Here is a 23,862-nt window from a genome sequence, read left to right on the forward strand (position 1 = left end):
ACTCACCATATAGCGTTTCACTTATCGATTACCCCCTATATATAGTATTTATCCACAGAGTTAGTCACAACGTGGCGTTGTGGATAAGCGGGGGGATATTTTTCTTTCACGGACAGGTAAACAGGTAGAAAACCACATGAATCAGAGTCTGCTGGTGACAAAGCGTGACGGCCGTACTGAGCGCATCAATCTCGACAAAATTCATCGCGTGCTTGATTGGGCGGCAGAAGGACTGAATAACGTATCGGTTTCTCAGGTCGAGCTACGCTCGCATATTCAGTTTTATGATGGGATTAAGACCTCCGATATCCATGAAACTATCATTAAGGCTGCCGCAGACCTGATCTCTCGCGATGCGCCGGATTATCAATACCTGGCTGCGCGTCTGGCGATTTTCCACCTGCGTAAGAAAGCCTTCGGCCAGTTTGAGCCGCCCGCACTTTACCACCATGTGGTAAAAATGGTTGAGCTTGGCAAATACGACAATCATCTGCTGGAAGACTACACGGAAGAAGAGTTCAAGCAGATGGATTCGTTTATCGTTCACGATCGCGATATGACCTTCTCCTACGCTGCCGTTAAGCAGCTGGAAGGGAAATATCTGGTGCAAAACCGCGTGACCGGTGAAATCTATGAAAGCGCGCAGTTCCTCTACATTCTGGTAGCGGCCTGCCTGTTCTCGAACTACCCGCGTGAAACGCGTCTTGACTATGTAAAACGTTTTTACGATGCGGTCTCTACGTTCAAAATCTCGCTGCCGACGCCCATCATGTCCGGCGTGCGTACCCCGACCCGTCAGTTCAGCTCCTGCGTACTGATCGAGTGTGGCGACAGTCTGGATTCCATCAACGCCACCTCCAGCGCGATTGTGAAATACGTTTCTCAGCGCGCCGGTATCGGCATCAACGCGGGACGCATTCGTGCGCTGGGCAGCCCGATTCGCGGCGGCGAGGCCTTCCACACCGGCTGTATTCCGTTCTACAAGCACTTCCAGACGGCGGTGAAATCCTGTTCGCAGGGCGGCGTGCGCGGCGGCGCGGCGACACTGTTCTATCCGATGTGGCACCTGGAAGTGGAAAGCCTGCTGGTACTGAAAAACAACCGCGGCGTGGAAGGCAACCGCGTACGTCACATGGACTACGGCGTACAGATCAACAAACTGATGTATACCCGCCTGCTGAAGGGCGGCGACATTACGCTGTTCAGTCCGTCCGATGTACCCGGGCTATACGATGCGTTCTTCGCCGACCAGGACGAATTCGAACGCCTGTACGTGAAATATGAAAACGACGACAGCATCCGCAAACAGCGTGTGAAAGCGGTCGAACTGTTCTCGCTGATGATGCAGGAACGCGCCTCTACCGGTCGTATCTATATCCAGAACGTTGACCACTGCAATACTCACAGTCCGTTCGATCCGGTTGTCGCCCCGGTACGCCAGTCTAACCTGTGTCTGGAGATTGCCCTGCCGACCAAACCGCTGAACGATGTCAACGATGAAAACGGCGAAATTGCGTTGTGTACGCTGTCTGCATTCAACCTGGGCGCCATTAAAACTCTGGACGAGCTGGAAGAACTGGCTATTCTGGCAGTACGCGCTTTGGATGCTCTGCTCGATTATCAGGATTACCCGATTCCGGCTGCCAAACGCGGCGCAATGGGCCGTCGTACGCTGGGCATTGGCGTGATTAACTTCGCCTACTGGCTGGCGAAAAACGGTAAGCGTTATTCCGACGGCAGCGCCAATAATCTGACGCATAAAACCTTCGAAGCCATTCAGTACTATCTGCTTAAAGCGTCCAACGAACTGGCGAAAGAGCAAGGCGCCTGCCCATGGTTCAACGAAACCACCTATGCAAAAGGCATTTTGCCGATCGACACCTACAAAAAAGATCTGGATGCGATCGTCAACGAACCGCTGCACTACGACTGGCAACAGCTGCGTGAGTCGATCAAAACCCACGGTCTGCGTAACTCCACGCTATCGGCGCTAATGCCGTCGGAAACGTCGTCCCAGATCTCCAACGCCACCAACGGCATTGAGCCGCCGCGCGGCTACGTCAGCATCAAGGCCTCGAAAGACGGTATTTTGCGTCAGGTCGTGCCGGATTATGAGCATCTGAAAGACGCTTACGAACTGTTGTGGGAGATGCCGAACAACGACGGTTATCTGCAACTGGTGGGTATCATGCAGAAGTTTATCGATCAGTCGATTTCCGCCAATACCAACTACGATCCGTCACGTTTCCCGTCAGGAAAAGTGCCGATGCAGCAACTGCTGAAAGATTTGCTCACCGCGTATAAGTTTGGCGTGAAAACTCTGTACTATCAAAATACCCGCGACGGCGCGGAAGATGCGCAGGACGATTTGGCGCCTTCTATTCAGGACGATGGCTGCGAAAGCGGCGCTTGTAAGATCTGATGAATAGTGCCGGGTAGCGCTATGCTTACCCGGCCTACGATTGTACGGTTTGTAGGCCGGATAAGGCGCTTGCGCCGCCATCCGGCGCTCATCCCATAAAGGATTCACTTCAATGGCATACACCACTTTTTCACAGACGAAAAACGATCAGCTCAAGGAACCCATGTTCTTTGGCCAGCCGGTCAACGTTGCACGCTATGACCAGCAGAAATATGACATCTTCGAAAAACTGATCGAAAAACAGCTCTCTTTCTTCTGGCGTCCGGAAGAGGTCGACGTCTCCCGCGATCGTATCGATTATCAGGCGTTGCCGGAGCACGAAAAACATATCTTCATCAGCAACCTCAAATACCAGACGCTGCTGGATTCCATTCAGGGACGTAGCCCGAACGTCGCCCTGCTGCCGCTCATTTCCATCCCGGAGCTGGAGACGTGGGTAGAGACCTGGGCGTTTTCTGAGACGATTCACTCACGCTCCTACACCCACATTATTCGTAACATCGTCAACGATCCGGCGGTCGTTTTTGACGATATCGTGACCAATGAGCAAATTCAGAAGCGCGCCGAAGGGATCTCCGCCTACTACGACGAACTTATTGAGATGACCAGCTACTGGCATCTGCTCGGTGAAGGCACCCATACCGTTAATGGCAAAACGGTTGTCGTGAATCTGCGTGAGCTGAAGAAAAAACTGTATCTGTGCCTGATGAGCGTGAACGCGCTGGAAGCCATCCGCTTCTACGTCAGCTTCGCCTGCTCTTTCGCATTTGCCGAGCGTGAACTGATGGAAGGCAACGCCAAAATTATCCGTCTGATCGCCCGTGACGAAGCTCTGCATCTGACCGGCACGCAACATATGCTGAACCTGTTGCGTAGCGGCGTGGACGACCCGGAGATGGCGGAAATCGCCGAAGAGTGTAAACAGGAATGTTATGACCTGTTCGTGCAGGCGGCGCAGCAGGAAAAAGAGTGGGCGGACTATCTGTTCCGCGACGGTTCGATGATCGGCCTGAATAAAGATATCCTGTGTCAATACGTTGAATATATTACTAATATTCGTATGCAGGCGGTAGGGCTGGATCTGCCGTTCCAGACCCGCTCCAACCCAATCCCGTGGATCAATACCTGGCTGGTGTCCGATAACGTTCAGGTTGCGCCACAGGAAGTGGAAGTTAGTTCTTATCTGGTCGGACAAATCGATTCGGAAGTCGATACCGACGATCTGAGTAATTTCCAGCTCTGATGGGACGCGTCACGCTGCGTATCACTGGCACACAGCTGCTGTGCCAGGATGAACACCCTTCTCTGCTGGCCGCGCTGGAATCGCATAACGTTGAGGTGGAGTATCAGTGCCGCGAAGGTTATTGCGGCTCCTGTCGTACCCGGCTGGTTGCCGGTCAGGTTGACTGGATTACGGAACCTTTAGCGTTTATCCAGCCGGGAGAGATTTTGCCCTGCTGCTGCAGGGCAAAAGGCGATATCGAAATCGAGATGTAACTCAGTGCAACTCGCTGGTGGAAACCAAAGGCATCACGCCACGTTTTTTCATCTGCACGGCATACAGTGCGCCAGCGAGTACCACCAGCACCGCGCCAGCGACATAAATCATACGATAGCCAACCGACTCAACCATCATTCCCATGATAAAGGCGCCAATCGCCATTCCGGCATCCATCGCGTTAAAGAACAGTGAATTCGCCACGCCGATTTTATGCGGTTCAACCGAGCTGATAATTTGCGTCTGGAAAACCGGTGTGACCGAACCGTAGCCGATACCGATGAGACCGCCGGAAATAATCATCATGATGCTGCCATTGGTGTAGCCCAGCGCCACCAGACCGATGGTAAAAGCCAACAGGCATGGGAAAACAACATATTTCGGCCCTTTTTTATCACAAATATTCCCGGTGAAGGTACGGCATATCATCAGGAAAATCGCGTAGCACAGCAGGAAATTACTGGCCGCCGCCATTAAATCCAGCTCACGCGCATACAGCGCCAGGAAAGCCGACACGCCGGCATAGGAGAAAGTCATAAAAAAGGTGACCAGCGCAAAAGGCAAGGCGGCGCGGTCAAACATCGCGGAAAAACCCAGATTCGGTTTCGAACCATCGGCATGACGAATTACCGGAGGGACCGTCACAATCAGGGAAAGCACAATCCCTAACGCCGCTACAGCGGAACAAAGCCAGAATGCGGCAGTGAACGCGTTCCAGCGGGCCATATTCAAACCGATCCACGGTCCTACGACCATCGCCAGGCCCATCGCTAAAGAGAAAAAGCTGATGCCCTCTCCACGTCGGGAGGCCGGAATTAACCGCGCTGAAATAGTTCCTTTTACCGTGGTAATAACACCAAACGTAATCCCATGAAGTACGCGGATAAAGAGCAGCGACTCGATAGAATGGCAAACCGGATACAGCGCAGTAATCACCAAAAAAGCCAGAGAAGAGAGCACCAGAATCTTTTTATTCGAATATTTTCCCACCCACTGCCCGGCAAACGGCCGAATAACAATTGCCGCGGCCAGGAAACATGTCACTAACAGCCCGGCCTTATCTGCAGAAGCATGCAGGCGGTCAGCGATATAAATGGGTAATAAAGTTAGCAGTACATAAAAAACAAAAAAGATAATAAAACTGACTATGGTGATTGCCCAAAAATCCTTCGTCCATAATTTTTCTTTCATTCTTAACGACCCGCTCAGATGGCGCACGCAGGCAACGCTCAGCTCAACTGAACACCTATCAGGTGCGTCAAAATGTGATGTATTCGATAGAATCGCAGTATAAACAAGTGCACTCTATTAGAAAAATTAATCGTTTTAATTATATTAATTAGGTTTTACTAATGACGCTAACCCAAATCCATGCCCTGCTTGCCGTACTGGAGTACGGCGGATTTACCGAAGCCAGCAAACGGCTATACATGACGCAATCCGCCGTCAGCCAGGCCATCTCCGCGCTTGAGGAGGAGCTCGGCGTTGATATATTGATTCGTGAGCGTCGTAAAGAGATTGAGCTTACCGCCGCCGGTAGCCGCATCGTCAGGCACTTACGCGCGATCCAGCGCGACGTCAACGCGGTAAAAGAGATTGCCGAACAAGAAAAAAAGAACCCGGCCCGTACGCTACGGATTGGCTGTTTTCCCAGCGCCTGCGCCTGCATTTTACCCGGCGTCATTCGCTATTTTGAAAGCCATCATCCAAATGTAAAAATTATCCCCTATGAAGAGAACAGTACGGCTATTATTGATTCGCTGCAGGATGGAAGTATTGATGCCGGTTTCGTTCCTTTTCCGGTCAACGGTATGTATTGCGTCCCCATTTACCGGGATAAATTCACCGTAGTGGTGCCTGAAAATCATCCCCTGGCGGCCAATAGTACAGTAACGGTCGAAGAACTGATGGACGAACCCCTTATTGTCAGTAAAGGTCGTTATGAATTAAGCATTATGGCGTTGTTTAAAGAAAAGGGTATTGAGCCGATATTTAAATATGAATTTAACCATCCCGATACTGCGCTGAATTTTATTCGCCAGGGATTAGGTATCGCCTTATTGCCAGAATTAACCTTAAAAGCCACGACAGGAAAATTATGCTCCGTGGCGCTGGAACCCACCTTTTATCGACAAATTTCCCTGTTAGCAAAAGAACCGCCGGTAGAAGGAAGTCCGCTATTTTTATTACAAAAATGTATGGAAACACTGACCGATGAGGGGTTGCTATAAAACAACCCCTGCCTGATGGCATTGCGTTTACCAGACTTACGCTGGCAAACGTTGCGCCAGGCCGGATGAGGCGTTTATGCCCTCATCCGGCGCGTCACTTCGACTATGGCAAACCTTTAGTCATTTTTTTGCAGGAACATGACCGCCTTATCCGGGAAGTCAGTGAACAGCCCGTCGACGCCCGCCTTGTTATACAGGATGTCGTACAACTGATTGACGTCTGTGGCATAGTCCGGCAATTGATCGGCACGCACAGTGTAAGGATGCACTACCATCTTATTCTGATGCGCGTCTTGCACCATTCCAGTCAGCTTGATATTCCCTTTCGTTGAGCCTTCCGCGACCAGCATATGGTAATCCGGACCAATACCGTCCGCATATTCCGCCACCTGCTTCATAGCGCCCGGCTTAAACATCCAGTCGTAGTTGTAATTTACCCAACGACCGTCCGGCTGTTTCTGCTGTGTTTCATTCCAGTCGGTATACGCAATAAGTTGAACCAGATTGAGATCCATCCCCATTTTGGGTTCCAGTTCATTCTTAATACGTTTCAGCTCAGCGACATCAAAACACTGCAAATAGACATTGTCCTGCTTGCCGGTGTAACCATACTTCTTCAGCACTTCCAGCGTTTTCGCGGCAATATCTTTCCCTTCCTGATGATGGAACCACGGCGCTTTAATTTCCGGATAAATACCGATATTTTTACCGGTAGAGTGATTTAATCCCTGAACGAATTCAATTTCCTCTTCAAAGGTATGAATGCGGAAATCAGATTTTCCCATCGGGAAACGGCCCGGATAAGTTTGTACTTTTTTGCCGTTTTCAATATCAAACCCTTCGGTAAACTTCAGGGATTTAATTTCATCCAGCGTAAAATCGATAGCGTAATAGCGCCCATCTTTACGCGCCCGGTCCGGAAAACGATCAGCGACGTCAGTCACCCGGTCAAGGTAGTGGTCATGGAGGACGACCAGATGGTCGTCCTTTGTCATCACTAAATCCTGTTCCAGATAATCTGCCCCTTGCGCATACGCCATCGCTTTCGCCGGTAGCGTATGCTCCGGCAGATAACCGCTGGCACCACGGTGGGCGATAACGACTTTTTCAGCCGCCACGGCGCCGCTTCCGATGGTCATTCCTGCCAACATTAACGCCACGCTAAGGTTTTTCAGTGTGGTTTTCATGTTATTAGCCTCCGTTGCGTTTTAACTGCAGCTCATCATGATGGCGTTTTTCACCAATCATCACGACCACCAGCAGGATTACCGCCAGAATGCTGCCGCCAATCATCACCATAAAGCCGCCATCCCAACCGAAGAAGTCAACGGTATAACCCACAATGGCGCTTGCAGCGACAGAACCGCCCAGGTAACCAAACAGACCGGTAAAGCCCGCCGCCGTACCCGCCGCTTTTTTCGGCGCCAGTTCCAGCGCATGCAGACCGATCAACATTACCGGGCCGTAGATCAGGAAGCCGATGATAATCATACAAGCCATATCAACGTTCGGGTTTCCTGCCGGGTTCATCCAGTAAACGATGGTCGCAATAGTGACCAGGGTCATAAAGAACACGCCGGTCGCGCCACGGTTGCCGCGGAAGACTTTATCCGACATCCAGCCACACAGCAGCGTGCCCGGAATACCCGCGTATTCATACAGGAAGTAGGCCCAGGAGGATTTATCCAGTGCGAAATGCTTCACTTCTTTCAGGTAGGTCGGCGACCAGTCGAGGATGCCGTAGCGCAGCAGATAAACAAACACGTTGGCGATAGCGATGTACCACAACAGTTTGTTTGGCAATACGTACTGCATGAAGATTTGCTTCGCGGTCAGCTCTTCTTCCGCTTTTTCGTTGTAGTCGTCCGGATAGTCGTTTTTATACTCTTCGATAGGCGGCAGACCGCAGGATTGCGGCGTATCACGCATCATTGCGAAAGCGAACAGCGCCACCACAATCGCGCCAAAGGCTGGCATATAGAGCGCCGCTTTCCAGTCGTTAAACCACGCCATCCCCAGCAGGAACAGCAGTGGCGGGATCCCGCCGCCGACGTTATGCGCACAGTTCCAGACCGACACAATGCCGCCGCGCTCTTTCTGCGACCACCAGTGAACCATCGTACGTCCGCACGGCGGCCACCCCATCCCCTGGAACCAGCCGCAAAGGAACAACAGTACAAACATCACGGCGATGCTGGATGTCGCCCACGGCACAAAGCCCATAAACAACATGACTGCTGCGGCCAGAATCAACCCTGCCGGCAGAAAAACGCGCGGATTCGAGCGATCGGACACCGAACCCATTATAAATTTCGAAAAACCATAAGCGATGGAAATCCCGGACAGCGCAAAGCCCAGATCGCCGCGTGAAAAACCCTGTTCTACCAGGTAGGGCATCGCGAGGGCAAAGTTCTTGCGCACCAGATAATACGCGGCATAGCCAAAGAATATCCCCAAGAAAATCTGCCAGCGTAATCGGCGATAGGTCGGATCAATCTCCGCCGCAGGCAAGCGCGCTTTATGCGGCGCTGGTTTAAAAATACTCAACATATTGTAGCCTCCGTGGCCCGTATTTTATTTAGAGGTAAACACCGCAGTTTGTTCAAACAACCCCGCTGCTCCCAGTGTGGCCGCGATGTTAAGTAAAGATACGTCACGTTAATGTGAATTACAGCACATATTGTTACAGATTTATGACTAATGTTCAGAAAGGCGCACGAAATCACGTTTCATTTTCGAATAGTGAGCGATTATGCGCGAAATCAAACATTCCATATGATTTGTATGGCTAAATGATAAAAAACGAACTGTGAGGAAAAACAATGAAAACTCGCGACTCGCAAGCAAGTGACGTGATTATCATTGGCGGTGGAGCAACAGGCGCAGGGATCGCCCGCGACTGCGCGCTGCGCGGTTTACGTGTCATTCTGGTGGAGCGGCATGATATAGCGACCGGCGCGACCGGGCGTAACCACGGGCTGCTGCACAGCGGCGCTCGTTATGCGGTTACCGACGCGGAATCCGCGCGCGAGTGCATTAGTGAAAACCAGATTTTAAAACGGATCGCCCGCCATTGCGTCGAACCGACGGATGGTCTGTTTATTACGTTGCCGGAAGATGATCTTGCGTTTCAGGCCACCTTTATTCGCGCCTGTGAAGCGGCAGGCATTCGCGCTGAAGCCATCGATCCGCAGCAGGCTCGCATCATCGAACCTTCCGTTAACCCTGCGCTCATCGGTGCGGTAAAAGTGCCGGATGGCACCGTGGACCCTTTCCGCCTTACCGCCGCCAATATGCTGGATGCCAGAGAACATGGCGCAATCGTGTTAACGGCGCATGAAGTGACCGGGCTCATTCGTGAAGGCGCAACGGTCTGCGGCGTCCATGTGCGCAACCATCTCACTGGCGAAACCCAGACGCTTCACGCGCCGGTGGTGGTCAATGCGGCAGGTATCTGGGGGCAACGGATCGCCGAATACGCCGACCTGAGTATTCGCATGTTCCCGGCGAAAGGCTCGCTGTTGATCATGGACCATCGGATCAACCAGCATGTCATTAACCGCTGCCGGAAACCATCGGATGCCGACATTCTGGTACCTGGCGATACTATTTCATTGATCGGCACTACCTCTACCCATATTGATTACAATGAGATAGACAGCAACCGCGTCACCGCAGATGAAGTCGATATCCTACTGCGTGAAGGGGAAAAACTGGCCCCTGTCATGGCGAAGACGCGTATTCTGCGCGCGTATTCCGGCGTCCGCCCGCTGGTGGCCAGCGATGACGATCCCAGCGGTCGTAACGTCAGCCGCGGTATTGTGTTGTTCGACCACGCCGAACGCGACGGGCTTGATGGCTTCATTACCATTACCGGCGGGAAGCTAATGACTTACCGCCTGATGGCGGAATGGGCGACCGATGCCGTGTGCCGCAAGTTGGGCAATACTCGCCCCTGCATCACGGCGGATACGCCGTTGCCTGGCTCAAAAGAGTCTACGGAACATACGCTGAAACGCATTATCTCGCTTCCCGCGCCGCTACGCGGATCGGCGGTTTATCGGCATGGCGATCGCACGCCGGGGTGGCTGAGTGAAGGCCGCCAACACCGTAGCCTGGTCTGTGAATGCGAGGCCGTCACGGCGGGGGAAGTGCAGTATGCCGTCGAAAACTTAACCGTGAATAGCCTGCTGGATCTGCGCCGTCGCACCCGCGTAGGGATGGGCACTTGCCAGGGCGAGCTATGCGCCTGCCGCGCGGCCGGGCTATTGCAGCGTTTTAATGTGACGACCGCGGCGCAATCTATTACGCAACTCTCTGAATTTCTGAATGAGCGCTGGAAAGGCGTACAACCTGTCGCCTGGGGAGACGCGCTGCGCGAAAGCGAATTCACGCGCTGGGTTTATCAGGGATTATGCGGTCTGGAGAAGGAGCACCAGGATGAAATTTGATACGGTTATTATGGGCGGCGGTCTCGCCGGTTTGCTATGCGGACTGCAGCTCCAGCAGCATGGATTACGCTGCGCCATCGTCACCCGCGGACAAAGCGCGCTGCATTTTTCCTCCGGCTCGCTGGATCTGCTCAGCACCCTGCCCGACGGCCAACCGGTGACCGACATTACCGCCGGGCTTGATGCGCTGTGCCGCCAGGCGCCTGAACATCCTTATTCGCGTTTAGGCGCGCAAAAAGTCCTTACGCTGGCGCAACAGGCGCAAACGCTACTTAACGCCAGCGGCGCGCAGTTATACGGCGACGTACAGCAGGCGCACCAGCGTGTCACGCCGCTTGGCACATTGCGTTCAACCTGGCTTAGCTCGCCGGAAGTACCGGTCTGGCCGTTATCCGCACAGCGAATTTGCGTCGTCGGCGTTAGCGGATTACTGGATTTCCAGGCGCACCTTGCGGCAGCGTCGCTGCGCCAACGCGACCTCAACGTGGAAACCGCAGAAATCGACCTTCCGGAACTGGACGTACTGCGTGATAACCCGACGGAATTTCGCGCGGTCAATATTGCGCGTCTACTTGATAACGAAGAAAAATGGCCACTGCTGTACGACGCGCTGTCGCCAATAGCGACAAACTGCGACATGATCATCATGCCCGCCTGTTTCGGGCTGGCGAACGATACGCTGTGGCGCTGGCTTAACGAACGTCTGCCCTGCGCGCTCACGCTGCTGCCGACGCTGCCGCCATCGGTGCTCGGTATTCGTCTGCACAATCAGCTCCAGCGCCAGTTTGTCCGTCAGGGCGGAATCTGGATGCCGGGCGATGAAGTGAAGAAAGTCACCTGCCGTCGCGGTACCGTGAGCGAAATATGGACCCGCAACCATGCCGATATCCCACTGCGCCCGCGTTTTGCCGTACTTGCCAGCGGTAGCTTCTTTAGTAGCGGTCTGGTTGCCGAGCGCGAAGGGATCCGCGAACCTATTTTAGGGCTCGACGTACAGCAAACGGCCACCCGCGCCGAATGGTATCAACAACATTTCTTCGACCCACAGCCCTGGCAGCAGTTTGGCGTCGTGACGGATGACGCTTTCCGCCCCTCCCTTGCGGGCAACACGGTAGAAAATCTGTATGCAATAGGTTCTGTGCTGGCGGGATTCGATCCTATAGCTGAGGGATGCGGCGGCGGCGTCTGCGCAGTCAGCGCCCTCCAGGCCGCGCACCATATCGCTGAGCGTGCAGGAGAACAGCAATGAGCGACACACGTTTTGAAAGTTGTATTAAATGTACGGTGTGCACCACCGCGTGCCCGGTCAGCCGCGTTAATCCTGGCTACCCTGGCCCTAAACAGGCCGGACCAGATGGCGAACGCCTGCGTCTGAAAGACGGCGCGCTGTATGATGAGGCGCTGAAATATTGCATTAACTGCAAACGGTGTGAGGTCGCCTGTCCGTCGGACGTGAAGATTGGCGATATCATCCAGCGCGCCCGCGCGAAATACGATACGACGCGCCCGTCATTGCGTAACTTTATTCTCAGCCATACCGATCTGATGGGCAGCGTTTCAACGCCGTTCGCGCCGGTGGTCAATACCGCCACCGCATTAAAGCCAGTGCGCCAGTTGCTTGATTACGCGCTCAAAATCGATTATCGCCGCACCTTACCAAAATACTCTTTCGGCACCTTCCGCCGCTGGTATCGTAGCGTGGCGGCGCAGCAGGCTAAATACAAAGATCAGGTCGCCTTTTTCCATGGCTGTTTTGTGAATTACAACCATCCGCAGCTCGGAAAAGATCTGATTAAGGTGCTGAACGCAATGGGTACCGGCGTACAGCTGCTGAGTAAAGAGAAGTGTTGCGGCGTACCGCTGATCGCTAACGGTTTTACGGATAAAGCTCGCAAGCAGGCTATCAGCAATGTGGAGTCGCTACGCGAGGCGATTGCCGTCAAAGGTATTCCGGTCATCGCCACGTCATCCACCTGTACGTTTGCGTTGCGCGATGAATATCCTGAAGTGCTGGATGTGGACAACGCCGGGCTGCGCGAACATATCGAGCTGGCCACCCGCTGGCTATGGCGCAAACTGGATGCCGGGAAAACGCTGCCGCTTAATCCTTTGCCGCTGAAAGTGGTCTACCATACGCCGTGTCATATGGAAAAAATGGGCTGGACGCTTTACACGCTTGAATTATTGCGGCAAATTCCGGGGCTTGAATTGACGGTACTTGATTCACAGTGCTGCGGCATTGCCGGCACGTATGGATTTAAAAAGGAAAACTATCCGACATCACAGTCCATCGGCGCGCCGCTGTTCCGCCAGATTGAAGAGAGCGGCGCCGACATTGTCGTCACCGATTGTGAAACCTGTAAGTGGCAAATTGAGATGTCTACAAGCAAACGCTGCGAACACCCCATTACGCTACTGGCGAAAGCGCTCGGCTAAGTAAAAAGCGCCGGAGCCCCTCCGGCGCCATTACCCTACTCACCAGGGCCGATTTTCCATCAGACATATACCCTTCATACTTCAAGTTGCTTATGTGTTGGCTACGGATTATTTTGGGTATAAACGCGTATGTCTCTTTGCAATAACCTGCCCTATTTGGTTAACCATGACCGCTAACCCACGGTGGCATGACAGATAACGACGTTACTGTTTATAGAGCAATATCTCTTGTATCGACGCGTTACCAGCCCCCTTTAAAGAGGGGGGATAACTGAATATCCCCAATAATAATTGAGTGTTATGTGAATAATAAGAAAATCAGGTCTATGCCTGATTTAATATATCCCCCACTAACAATAATATTTTTACAAATAATTATACATTACATCATATTCGCTACTTTCACTTACAAGGAAACAGAGCAAAATGAATATATGTGTAAATTCACTTTACCGATTGAGCACACCGCAATTTCACAGTTTATATGCAGGAGAGGTGAGCGATGAGACGCTTGCGTTGTTGTTTAGCGCCGTAGAGAACGGTGATCAGAATTGTATTGATCTGTTATGCAATCTTGCGTTACGCAATGATAACCTGGGACATAGAGTTGAGAAATTTCTTTTTGATCTCTTTAGCGGAAAAAGATCGGGATCACCAGACATAGACAAAAAAATCAATCAGGCTTGCCTTGTATTACATCAAATCGCCAATAACGATATAACAAAAGATAATACTGAGTGGAAAAAGCTACATGCCCCTTCCAGATTACTTTATATGGCCGGTTCCGCGACAACCGACCTTTCTAAAAAAATAGGAATAGCACATAAAATTATGGGCGACCAGTTCGCTCAGACAGATCAAGAACAGGTAGGAGTTGAAAATCTTTGGTGTGATGCGCGAATGATGTCGTCAGATGAGCTGGCAACCGCAACGCTAGGTCTGGTTCAAGAATCACCTATTCTCTCGGTAAACTATCCCATTGGGCTTATTCATCCTACCACCAAAGAAAATATATTAAGCACTCAGCTACTTGAAAAGATTGCTCAATCAGGATTATCTGAAAATGAAATCTTTCTGATAAATACAGGAGATCACTGGCTTCTCTGTTTATTTTATAAACTTGCAGAAAAAATAAAATGTCTCATATTTAACAGTTATCATGATTTAAATGAAAATACTAAGCAAGAGATTATAGAAGCAGCAAAGATTGCAGGTATATCAGAAAGCGATGAGGTTAATTTTATCGAAATGAATTTACAGAATAATGTACCCAACGGCTGTGGTCTATTTTGTTACCATGCAATTCAACTCTTATCGAATGCCGGACAAAACGATCCTGTTACCACACTACGAGAATTTGCGGAAAATTTCTTAACGCTTCCAGTAGAGGAACAAACACTATTTAACACCCAAACCCGGCGACAAATATATGAATACAGTCTCCAGTAATGGTGAGTACTTAGAGCCTATCCCATTAGGCTCTTATCCTGAAATGATGCCCTGCGAAGAATTTATAAGCCATATAAACCAATTTGAGGATGGGAAGGCCAGGCCTTCCCACTAAAAGTTCTATGCCGTCAATGATTCAACCACGTCTATCCAGCCATGCTCGCTGATAATGTCCTCGCCATTAAGCCAGCGGCGCAGCATATTTAGCGCCATCATCGCACAGACCTCCTGACGTATTGCCAGACTATACCGATTGGCGCTAAAACGCACGCGTAAGGCATACGTGCCATCCGGCATTTTTCTCAATAACTACGTTTTGCCGTGCTTACTGACTGAACAGATTTAAACATCGCCAACCTGCTGTCCAGCGCCTCGGTGTAGAGCATCGTATCTACCCCGACCGCGACAAAATTCGCGCCCCACGCCAGACATTTCTGCGCCATTGCCGGATCGACCGCCAAAAAACCCGCCGCTTTTCCGGCGGCGCGAATACGATAAATACACGCTTCAATGATCCGCTGCACTTCCGGGTGTCCGGCATTATCGGGGTAACCCAATGAAGCAGAGAGATCTGCCGGACCGATAAAGACGCCATCAATGCCTTCAACCTCCAGAATCGCGTCAAGGTTTTCCAGCGCCACTTTGCTTTCAACCTGCACCAACAGGCAGAGCGACTCATTGGCCTGTGCCATATAGTTGTCGATTCTCCCCCAGCGCGCCGCACGCGCCACGCTCGCGCCAACGCCTCGTTGCCCCAACGGCGGGTATCGGGTAGCGGAAACGACCTGGCGCGCCTGTTCTGCGGTGTCAACCATCGGGATCAGTAGCGTTTGCGCCCCGATGTCCAGTACCTGTTTAATGAGCGCTTTACTTCCCTCGATCGGGCGAATCACCGGCTGGCTGGCATATGGGGCGATGGCCTGTAACTGATGATACAAGTCCTGCACCGTATTAGGCGCGTGCTCGCCATCTATTAACAACCAGTCATAACCCGACGTCGCCGCAATCTCCGCCATATAAGAGGTGGTTGAACTGAGCCACAAACCAATTTGCGTATCCCCTTTACGTAATCCTTCTTTAAAAGGATTTGATAACAATGCGTTCATAGCGATCCTTACAACGTAGATAAGATTAATGATGCGCAGCGCCGGATTGCGCTACCGGACGATTAACGCTCAGCGTGAAGATAATTAATGAGCCAATGATGGCGACTCCGGCCAGCGTCAGCAGGCCCGCCGCATCGCTGGCAAACAACGTTTCCGCTTTTACGCGCAGAATTGGGGCAATAAAACCGCCCACAGCGCCAAACAGATTAACGAAACCAATTCCTGCCGCCAGAGCCGTACCGGAAAGTAGCTGCGTTGGCATGGTCCAGAATACGGGCTGAACGGCAATAAATCCTACTGCTGCAACACAGAGCGCCAGAATAGCGAGCACCGGAGAAACCAGACCTGACAGGCCAATGCCAATGCCCGCAGCCAGTAGCGTCACTGCCGCAACGTTACGGCGATCGCCGGTACGGTCGGAGTAGCGAGGAATAAGCCATGTGCCAAGCAAAGCCGCCACCCAGGGAACCGCTGTTACCACCGAAGCGGTAAAGCCCACTTTAGTGCCCAATAGCGCGGCAACCTGGGTCGGCAGGAAAAAGATGAGTCCGTATACCGCCACCTGAATCGTCAGATAAATAATAGCCAGTTGCCAGACGCGTCCATTACGCAGCGCATCCGCAAGCCTTGACGTGACCTTTTTCTCTTCTTCGCTCGCCAGTTGCCTGATAAGCGCGTTCTTTTCTTCCAGGCTAAGAAAACGCGCCTGCTGCGGAGTGTCATCAAGCCAGAAAAAGGTGAATATCCCTGCGCCAATCGCCAGTAGGCCTTCGATAACGAACATCCAGAACCATCCCGGGTGCCCCATAAAACCATGCATCTCCAGCAGAGCGCCGGAGAGCGGCGAACCCAACGTTAACGCCAGCGGCGCGCCCATATAAAATAGCCCCATAATGCTGGCACGGTTACGCTGCGGGAACCATTGTGAAGTTAGATAGATCATGCCGGGGAAAAATCCAGCCTCCGCCGCGCCCAATAGCGTGCGGATTATCAGAAATTTTGCTTCACTATCCGCCCAGGCCATCGCAGCAGAGAGAAAGCCCCACAGCAGGGTAGTCGTGCCGATCCAGGTTCTTGCGCCAAATTTGCGCATCAGCAGGTTAGCCGGTACGCCAAGGAAAGCGTAAACCACAAAGAAAATACCGGCCCCTAGCGCGTAGGCTTCATTACTTAGCCCGGTATCTATCTGATAGGTCTCTTTGGCAAAACCAATATTTGAACGATCCAGAAACGCCAGTACATACAGCGCCAACATAAAAGGAATTAAACGTGCGCGGTTTTTCTTCACTACGCCGTCAAGTAAAGTGATGCTCATAGCAATATCCTCAACAGGATGAGGGCGTTGCCGTACAAAGGCAACGCACGAGTTATTAGTGGCTATAAGGGCGTTTCAAGTGACAGTCACGGTTAAGCTCGACGCCGAAGCCCGGCTTATCCAGCACTGATTTATGGATGCGCCCATTCACCGGCACCGGCTCATCCAGGAGAATCGGGTCAAATTGCGGACGCAGGGTGGAGCAGTCCGGGCTGGTCATCAGAAACTCGCTGAAAGGGGTATTAGTGAAAGTAATAACTGCATGGTGCGAATAGACAGACGAACCGTGCGGCACCACCAGTTGCCCGCGCGATTTGGCAAGCGCGGCGATCTCAACCAGCGTGGTTAATCCGCCGCACCAGCCAACATCCGGCTGCATAATATCAATGCCGGTTTCTGCCAGAGTGCGGAAGGATTGCAGCGTACCATGGTGTTCGCCGCTGGTAACCATCATCCCTGCAGGCGCGTTGCGTTTTAATTCGCGATAGCCTTCATACTGCTGCGGCGGCAGACACTCTTCAATCCATTTGAGATTAAATGGCGCACAGGCGTGAGCCAGTTTAGTCGCGTAGTTCACATCCTGACTCATCCAGCAGTCGAGCATCAGCCAGAAATCCGGCCCGCACTTTTCACGCATATCCGCCACCATCGCGGCATCTTTACGGATCCCCGCATCACCATCGTGCGGTCCCCAGTGAGTCGGCATTTTACCGCCGATAAAGCCCATTTCTTTAGCCAGATCCGGGCGTGCGCCGGTGGCGTAAAACTGAATTTCATCGCGCACCGCTCCGCCCAGCAATTTATAAACCGGCAGCCCAACCACCTTGCCAAACAGATCCCACAGCGCCAGATCCACACAGGAAATCGTGTTCATCACCAGACCGCCGGAACCGGAGTAGTACATGGTCGCGCCGAGCATCTGATCGTGAATAAGTTTGATATCGCTTACGCATTTGCCTTCAATAAACCGGTTAAGATGTTTTTCTACGATAAAACAGCCCATCTCCCCTGCTGTCGAAACGGCGAACCCCGTCTGCCCATTTTCCGCCTCTACTTCGACAATCAGCGTCCCTAACACGTTGATCCCAAAAGACTGACGAGACTGCTCATAGTCGCGATATTTGCTCATGGGAGTGGCGATATGGTCATCAATCCAGTGATTTCCTCCCTGGTCGTGATAATCCCCGCCGCCAGCCCCTTTCTCTGCGGTAGCGCCCCCAATAAACCAGGCTCGAACGTGTTTAATTTTAGGAAGAGTCATAATATTCTCCATTTTAAGATGCGAGTGAGTCGAAGGGACTTTTCCATCCCAACAGGCGTGAAATATCTTTGGCACAGGCAATAGCTTTACCGGCCAAATAATCAAGATTCTCTTCGTTGATTTGCAGGCGCGTGCCGACCACTGAAATTGCCGCGGTCAGTTCGTTTCTGGCATTAAATACCGGTGCGGCAACGCAGCGGACATCCGGATAATCCTCCCCGTTATCAAAGCTCCATCCACGCTGGCGAATGCGTTCCAGCTCATCATTCAATTGTTGCGGCTCGGTGATGGTGGTCAGCGTGGCTCGCTCCCATACCATTTTTTCAATAATGGCTTTGCGTACGGCGGCCGGCTGCCATGCCAGCAGGCATTTGCCGATGCCGGAACGATAAAGAGAGAGGCTTTTCCCCTCATGCGAGCGCACGCTGATAGTGGATGAGGATTCCACTTTCAGTATGTAATACGCATTTTCGTGGTCGATGATCCCCAAGTGACACAGCAGCCCGGTTTCATCCATCAGTTGTGTTAGACGAGGACGCGCCAGCTCCCGCAGATCCATCTTGCTGAGCGCATGACCCGACAATTCAACGAGCTTAGTCCACAGGCAGTAGTTCTCCTGATGATCGAGGCTAATAAATCGCTGACGTTTTAATTCATTCAACAGCAGGTACGCGGTGCTTTTTGGAATACGCAACGTTTCAATAATGATTGCCGCGCTGCATGGGCCAATACGCGCGATCAAATTGAGGATGTCGATTGCGCGAGTAAGAGCCGGGACTTTACTTGATTCCAACATATTGGACTCCAGTCTGAGACACTGGAATCAGTGTGAAAGGTCAGCAGGGAAAAAATTGTGAAGCGCGTCAAAGCTTATCCGCCTTCCAACGGAGTGGAAGGGTTAACCATATAAATGTGAATTAACGCACGTATTACTTTGTATTCAGTACAATTGGCTGGACAAAAAAGCAGATAATATTGCCGGATAATGGCATAGCGGCCTTATCCGGCTCACGATGTCGTTCCCATCGCAGATAAGAGAAAGGGATTATGATGTCAATGATTCAACCACGTCTATCCAGCCATGCTCGCTGGTAATGTCCTCGCCATTAAGCCAACGGCGCAGCATATTTAGCGCCATCATCGCGCAGACCTCCTGACGTATTGCCAGACTATACCGATTGGCGCTAAAACGCACGCGTAAGGCATACGTGCCATCCGGCGTCGCCAGCGCGAAATTAAGATGTTCGTTTTCCAGCCCCGACACGGCCAGCGCCAGACCGGCATAATGATTGCTGCGCCGTTCTGTCGTCCAGTGCGCCGTTTGCGCCAGCGTCTCTTCCTGAGAAGGAACGACTTCGCTGGCAAGAACAGGCGCCCCGGCGCGAGAAAGCTGTAGCGCCAGTAAGCCGCTGGTGTATTGCTCGCTCAACGTCAGACTCAACTGCCTTTCCTGCAGGCGGCGGGCTATTTGCGCCGGCAGATTATCCGTACCTTCGAAAATCAGACTCTGCCCGGCAACCCGTTTGACCTCTGGCCATAACGCCAGCATCGCCTCCCGTTGCGTCGCCGGGCCGGTCAATTTCAGTTCAATGATCGGCATTGATGAGCGATACCCCATCGTCACGCCGGGCGGCAACGGCAGTGAATCGAGACGCTGCGCGAGGTCACTTTCTGAACGTCCAAAAGTCGTTAACCGCAGGCAAAGCGGCGGCTCCGGCAGCGAAAAACGCGCGCGTAACCGCGGTAAGATTTCCTTCTCCACCATAACCTTAAATTCCGACGGTACGCCGGGGGTGAAAAACATCAGGCAGCGGTTGAGCTGTAGCGCAAATCCACAGGCCGTGCCGACCGGATTATTAATAAACTCCGCGCTGGCAGGCAGTTCCGCCTGTTTACGGTTGCTCGGCGCCATCACGCGACCGCGCTGCTGAAAGTAACGTTCCATTTCGGTCAGCCACGCCTGGTGCAGTACTAATCCTTCGCCTTTTGCCGTTGCCGCGGCGAGCGCGCTTAAATCATCGCTGGTCGGCCCTAACCCGCCATTAACAATCAAAACATCAGCATGTTGACTGCGTTCACGCAAGATAGCGACCAGACTGTCCAGATTATCGCCTACCGTATTTCGCCGTGATAACGGAACGCCCTGATGAAAGAAAAAATCAGCCAGCCAGGCGGCATTGGTGTCAACGATTTGTCCGTGCAACACCTCATCCCCGGTGGATAGCATTTCCACATTTAGCATTGTGTTCTCCTGCTCTTATGATGAAAACACTATAACGCAAAGAGGAATAGGACGTGGAAAGAAGAATGACGGGAACAGGAGGAATATGGCGCGACGATTGCCGCGCCGTTAGCATCAAAAGCTGGCGTTTACGCCAACATAAGGGCCGTCAGCAATCGCATTATCGCGGTTGCCGTCTTTACCCGCCAGGTTCAGGTAACGATAACCGGCTTCAATGCTCAGCGGGCGCATAATGGTGAAACGCGCGCCTGCGTTCGCTTCTTCATAACTGTCGATACCGCTGGACAGCGAATCTGGTGAATAATAATACTCGCCGAACAGACGGAAGCTGTTGCCGATTTTCCATTGTAGCCCACCGCCGACAGCCGCCGCATAGCCTTCATCGCTGTCTTTCGGATTGGTATAAATACCTTTACCGCCGACCGTCGCCAGCAGTGGTCCCACCGGAATGTTCAGCCCCAGACCCACGCCCGCAGCGTCGCCATCATCATCGTTGTGCATCCAGTTGCCGCTTAGCGCCAGTCCCGTCGATTCCGTACCAAAACCCACGCCAATGTTGGTGTAATCTTCGCCCGCCTGGCCGCTAATACTGATGGCCTGCGCCGATGCAGAAACGAACAGCATTCCGGCAAAACCTAATAATATGCTTTTTTTCATTTTTACCCTTTCCAGCAAGCACATAAAGAAAAACTCCCCAAAACGGCAGAATTGTACTGCCAGACGCTGAGGAATCAATGCACTAAAAAACCATTCCAAAAACATATTGTAACGAAATACTACTTTCGCCATGCCGCATCATTGCGCCATCACATGGCGGCGCCTGCATCAACTGGATTAACAAAAAACGCAGTCTGCGTTATCGCTTCCATTTTTCACAAAGAATTTCGCAGAACGATTTGTTAAGCTGATGACCTGGTGGTTTAAGGAAGCGACTTATGCGTCAACGAACTATAGTTTGCCCATTAATTCAAAATGATGGCTATTATCTGCTGTGCAAAATGGCCGACAACCGCGGCGTCTTTCCCGGTCAGTGGGCGCTGTCGGGCGGCGGGGTCGAGCCGGGCGAACGCATTGAAGAGGCGCTGCGTCGGGAGGTTCGGGAAGAACTCGGCGAACAACTGATTCTGAGCGATATTACGCCATGGACCTTCCGCGACGATATCCGTGTTAAAACCTACGCTGATGGCAGACAAGAAGAGATTTATATGATTTATCTCATCTTCGACTGTGTTTCCGCTAATCGCGATATATGTATTAACGACGAATTTCAGGACTACGCCTGGGTCAAGCCAGAAGAACTGGCGCTGTATGATTTGAATGTAGCGACACGCCACACATTAGCATTGAAAGGGTTATTATAATGACGACAGCCGCTTCAGGCTGTCTTTACGCTTTTAACATGCGGCTAGCCGGGAACAAATTCACCATCTAAAAAGAGTTTTCCGTTTTCTGCATGCATAACGAGCGCATTAAGATAGTCCGGATCAAACTTTACGCCGCGCTTATTTTTTGCAATATACGTCAAACAATGATTATGGGTAAAAATGACTATATTTTTATTCTGCGACTTTTTCAGTAACGTATTGATTGAAGCATAAATACCGCTGCCGCAATCCATCATTTTTTTATCCACCGTAAGCGACCTGCCCGCAGAAAACCAGGTTGCCGACTGGATGGTGCGCACCGTATTACTGGAATAGAGATTGTAATTTTGTATATCGGCACTGAAGGCTTTACCCAGCGCTCTGGCATCTTGCGCACCGTTGACCGTAATCCCCGTGCTGTCTGACAGGCAGGTATTATCGGAACGATCGCACCGCTCGGCATGGCGGAATAACACGACTACCGGATGCTGCTTCGCCAGCGCCGCCAGCGCTTTACCGTTAATCTGCGGTAGACCGTTACCACTCCAGGCATGTTGTGAGGTCAACCCGGCGATAATAACCAACGCCCCCGCCAGAGTCGCGAGATAGCGTTTGTTTTTAATAAAGCGTAGGGTAAATGCCAGCACATTAACCTCTCAGGCAGACAGTGCAGCTAACTTAATAGCAATACGATTAAAATGAAATTCCGCAACGGAAGACCAGGCCAGAAACATAAAAACAGCTTTTGGGCATGCATAAAATGCCTTAAACTTTCGGCGAAAGCAAAGCATAATTCCGTTAAAAATTATCTTTTTACTTCACCTTAATTTCTTAATGTTAATTTAATATTCATCCAGTAGGGTTCAGCTAAATGCGTTAAAAAATAAGCCCTTTTCTATTGCCGAAATATTTGAAAAGCGGCTTTCAATGGCTGAAGGAAAAATGATGTCGGACTTTTTGCCTTTCTCCCGTCCGGCGATGGGCGCGGAAGAGCTTGCTGCCGTTAAGACCGTACTGGACTCAGGTTGGATAACAACTGGCCCGAAAAATCAGGAACTGGAAGCGGCGTTTTGTCGGCTAACAGGCAATCAATATGCCGTTGCCGTCAGTTCAGCCACTGCCGGTATGCACATCGCGTTGATGGCGCTGGGCATTGGTGAAGGCGACGAGGTCATTACACCGTCAATGACGTGGGTTTCTACGCTAAATATGATCGTTTTACTCGGCGCGACCCCCGTCATGGTCGATGTCGATCGCGATACGCTGATGGTCACGCCTGAACATATCGAAGCCGCGATTACGCCACAAACCAAAGCAATTATTCCCGTCCACTACGCTGGCGCGCCCGCCGATCTGGACGCTATTTACGCTCTTGGCGAGCGTTATGGCATTCCAGTGATTGAAGACGCGGCGCACGCGACAGGAACCAGCTACAAAGGTCGCCACATTGGCGCCAGGGGCACCGCGATTTTCTCCTTCCACGCCATTAAGAACATTACCTGCGCTGAAGGCGGTATCGTCGTCACGGATAACCCGCAATTCGCCGATAAACTGCGCAGTCTCAAGTTTCACGGGCTTGGCGTTGATGCCTGGGATCGACAGAGCGGGGGACGCGCGCCACAAGCGGAAGTCCTGGCGCCGGGCTACAAATATAATTTGCCTGATCTCAACGCCGCTATCGCGCTTGCTCAGTTACAGAAACTGGATGCGCTTAACGCTCGCCGCGCCGCCATCGCAGCGCAGTACCACCAGGCAATGGCAGACCTGCCTTTTCAGCCTCTGAGCCTTCCGTCGTGGGAACATATTCACGCCTGGCATTTATTCATTATCCGGGTCGATGAAGCCCGCTGCGGTATTACCCGGGATGCTCTGATGGCATCGCTGAAAACGAAAGGCATCGGCACAGGGCTGCATTTCCGCGCCGCGCATACGCAAAAATATTATCGCGAACGTTTCCCAACGCTCACGCTGCCTGACACCGAGTGGAACAGCGAGCGGATCTGCTCACTGCCGCTCTTCCCGGACATGACCGAGAGTGACTTTGATCGGGTCATTACCGCTCTTCATCAGATAGCAGGACAATAAGC

The 23,862-nt window shown here is 51.9% G+C and carries 21 protein-coding genes; 10 read left to right on the forward strand and 11 right to left on the reverse strand.

What is annotated here, in order from left to right:
- Nucleotides 1-136 precede the first annotated feature (136 nt).
- The 3 genes from nrdA (at nucleotide 137) to yfaE (ending at nucleotide 3,919) form a co-directional block, all read left to right on the forward strand.
- Nucleotides 137-2,422, forward strand: coding sequence for a class 1a ribonucleoside-diphosphate reductase subunit alpha (nrdA, locus tag ACH0WD_RS22715; RefSeq protein ID WP_001076495.1), 2,286 nt, complete (start codon nucleotides 137-139; stop codon nucleotides 2,420-2,422).
- 112 nt (nucleotides 2,423-2,534) lie between these two features.
- Nucleotides 2,535-3,665, forward strand: coding sequence for a class Ia ribonucleoside-diphosphate reductase subunit beta (gene nrdB / locus ACH0WD_RS22720; protein WP_000332026.1), 1,131 nt, complete (start codon nucleotides 2,535-2,537; stop codon nucleotides 3,663-3,665).
- A complete protein-coding gene (gene yfaE / locus ACH0WD_RS22725; protein WP_000533921.1) occupies nucleotides 3,665-3,919 on the forward strand; it encodes a ferredoxin-like diferric-tyrosyl radical cofactor maintenance protein YfaE in 255 nt (84 codons plus the stop codon). The genes nrdB and yfaE overlap by 1 nt, the downstream gene beginning before the upstream one ends.
- 1 nt (nucleotide 3,920) lies before the next feature.
- On the opposite strand, the gene ACH0WD_RS22730 is transcribed toward yfaE, so the two are convergent.
- A complete protein-coding gene (locus tag ACH0WD_RS22730; RefSeq protein ID WP_000660249.1) occupies nucleotides 3,921-5,111 on the reverse strand; it encodes an MFS transporter in 1,191 nt (396 codons plus the stop codon).
- 161 nt (nucleotides 5,112-5,272) lie between these two features.
- Here ACH0WD_RS22730 and ACH0WD_RS22735 point away from each other — a divergent pair, with 161 nt between their 5' ends.
- Nucleotides 5,273-6,151, forward strand: coding sequence for a LysR family transcriptional regulator (locus ACH0WD_RS22735; protein WP_000176719.1), 879 nt, complete (start codon nucleotides 5,273-5,275; stop codon nucleotides 6,149-6,151).
- A 116-nt stretch (nucleotides 6,152-6,267) separates the two neighbouring features.
- Here ACH0WD_RS22735 and glpQ read toward each other — a convergent pair whose 3' ends face one another.
- Both glpQ and glpT read right to left on the reverse strand, forming a co-directional pair.
- Entirely contained in the window at nucleotides 6,268-7,338 is a 1,071-nt protein-coding gene (gene glpQ, locus ACH0WD_RS22740) for a glycerophosphodiester phosphodiesterase (protein ID WP_000858952.1), read from the reverse strand.
- Nucleotides 7,339-7,342: 4 nt separating this feature from the next.
- A complete protein-coding gene (gene glpT / locus ACH0WD_RS22745; RefSeq protein WP_000948739.1) occupies nucleotides 7,343-8,701 on the reverse strand; it encodes a glycerol-3-phosphate transporter in 1,359 nt (452 codons plus the stop codon).
- A gap of 272 nt (nucleotides 8,702-8,973) precedes the next feature.
- Here glpT and glpA point away from each other — a divergent pair, with 272 nt between their 5' ends.
- The 4 genes from glpA (at nucleotide 8,974) to sseL (ending at nucleotide 14,487) form a co-directional block, all read left to right on the forward strand.
- On the forward strand, nucleotides 8,974-10,602 hold the full coding sequence (gene glpA / locus ACH0WD_RS22750; protein WP_000857205.1) for an anaerobic glycerol-3-phosphate dehydrogenase subunit A: 1,629 nt from the start codon (nucleotides 8,974-8,976) through the stop codon (nucleotides 10,600-10,602).
- A complete protein-coding gene (gene glpB / locus ACH0WD_RS22755; protein ID WP_000667161.1) occupies nucleotides 10,592-11,851 on the forward strand; it encodes a glycerol-3-phosphate dehydrogenase subunit GlpB in 1,260 nt (419 codons plus the stop codon). Before glpA ends, glpB begins: the two co-directional genes overlap by 11 nt.
- Nucleotides 11,848-13,038, forward strand: a complete 1,191-nt coding sequence (glpC, locus tag ACH0WD_RS22760) for an anaerobic glycerol-3-phosphate dehydrogenase subunit GlpC (protein WP_395202430.1) — start codon at nucleotides 11,848-11,850, stop codon at nucleotides 13,036-13,038. Before glpB ends, glpC begins: the two co-directional genes overlap by 4 nt.
- 426 nt (nucleotides 13,039-13,464) lie before the next feature.
- The gene (gene sseL / locus ACH0WD_RS22765; protein ID WP_001017731.1) at nucleotides 13,465-14,487 is read left to right on the forward strand and encodes an SPI-2 type III secretion system effector deubiquitinase SseL; all 1,023 of its coding nucleotides are present in this window, start codon (nucleotides 13,465-13,467) and stop codon (nucleotides 14,485-14,487) included.
- Between the two features lie 120 nt (nucleotides 14,488-14,607).
- Here sseL and ACH0WD_RS22770 read toward each other — a convergent pair whose 3' ends face one another.
- The 7 genes from ACH0WD_RS22770 to ACH0WD_RS22800 form a co-directional block, all read right to left on the reverse strand.
- Nucleotides 14,608-14,784, reverse strand: coding sequence for a hypothetical protein (locus ACH0WD_RS22770; RefSeq protein WP_001112765.1), 177 nt, complete (start codon nucleotides 14,782-14,784; stop codon nucleotides 14,608-14,610).
- Between the two features lie 5 nt (nucleotides 14,785-14,789).
- Nucleotides 14,790-15,593 carry a 2-keto-3-deoxy-L-rhamnonate aldolase gene (gene yfaU / locus ACH0WD_RS22775; protein ID WP_000992941.1) on the reverse strand — a complete coding sequence of 268 codons (804 nt, stop codon included), beginning with the start codon at nucleotides 15,591-15,593 and terminating at the stop codon, nucleotides 14,790-14,792.
- A gap of 25 nt (nucleotides 15,594-15,618) precedes the next feature.
- On the reverse strand, nucleotides 15,619-16,908 hold the full coding sequence (locus tag ACH0WD_RS22780) for an MFS transporter (protein WP_000028931.1): 1,290 nt from the start codon (nucleotides 16,906-16,908) through the stop codon (nucleotides 15,619-15,621).
- 55 nt (nucleotides 16,909-16,963) lie between these two features.
- Nucleotides 16,964-18,169, reverse strand: coding sequence for an L-rhamnonate dehydratase (rhmD, locus tag ACH0WD_RS22785; RefSeq protein WP_001530644.1), 1,206 nt, complete (start codon nucleotides 18,167-18,169; stop codon nucleotides 16,964-16,966).
- Nucleotides 18,170-18,182: 13 nt separating this feature from the next.
- Entirely contained in the window at nucleotides 18,183-18,965 is a 783-nt protein-coding gene (locus ACH0WD_RS22790) for an IclR family transcriptional regulator (RefSeq protein WP_000894173.1), read from the reverse strand.
- A gap of 249 nt (nucleotides 18,966-19,214) precedes the next feature.
- Nucleotides 19,215-20,411, reverse strand: coding sequence for a nicotinamide mononucleotide deamidase-related protein YfaY (locus ACH0WD_RS22795; RefSeq protein WP_000935688.1), 1,197 nt, complete (start codon nucleotides 20,409-20,411; stop codon nucleotides 19,215-19,217).
- A gap of 114 nt (nucleotides 20,412-20,525) precedes the next feature.
- Nucleotides 20,526-21,068, reverse strand: a complete 543-nt coding sequence (locus ACH0WD_RS22800) for a YfaZ family protein (protein ID WP_001670658.1) — start codon at nucleotides 21,066-21,068, stop codon at nucleotides 20,526-20,528.
- A gap of 278 nt (nucleotides 21,069-21,346) precedes the next feature.
- Between ACH0WD_RS22800 and nudI the strand changes: the two genes are divergently transcribed.
- Nucleotides 21,347-21,772 carry a nucleoside triphosphatase NudI gene (nudI, locus tag ACH0WD_RS22805; protein WP_001249907.1) on the forward strand — a complete coding sequence of 142 codons (426 nt, stop codon included), beginning with the start codon at nucleotides 21,347-21,349 and terminating at the stop codon, nucleotides 21,770-21,772.
- 44 nt (nucleotides 21,773-21,816) lie between these two features.
- On the opposite strand, the gene pmrG is transcribed toward nudI, so the two are convergent.
- Nucleotides 21,817-22,422: a lipopolysaccharide core heptose(II)-phosphate phosphatase PmrG gene (gene pmrG, locus ACH0WD_RS22810; RefSeq protein ID WP_000879258.1), complete on the reverse strand. Its 606-nt coding sequence runs from the start codon at nucleotides 22,420-22,422 to the stop codon at nucleotides 21,817-21,819.
- 298 nt (nucleotides 22,423-22,720) lie between these two features.
- On the opposite strand from pmrG, the gene arnB reads away from it, so the two are divergent.
- Nucleotides 22,721-23,860 carry a UDP-4-amino-4-deoxy-L-arabinose aminotransferase gene (gene arnB / locus ACH0WD_RS22815; RefSeq protein ID WP_001279291.1) on the forward strand — a complete coding sequence of 380 codons (1,140 nt, stop codon included), beginning with the start codon at nucleotides 22,721-22,723 and terminating at the stop codon, nucleotides 23,858-23,860.
- Nucleotides 23,861-23,862 lie beyond the last annotated feature (2 nt).

Source organism: Salmonella sp. 2020_1395, assembly GCF_043848115.1.
GTDB classification, from domain to species: Bacteria; Pseudomonadota; Gammaproteobacteria; order Enterobacterales; family Enterobacteriaceae; genus Salmonella; species Salmonella enterica.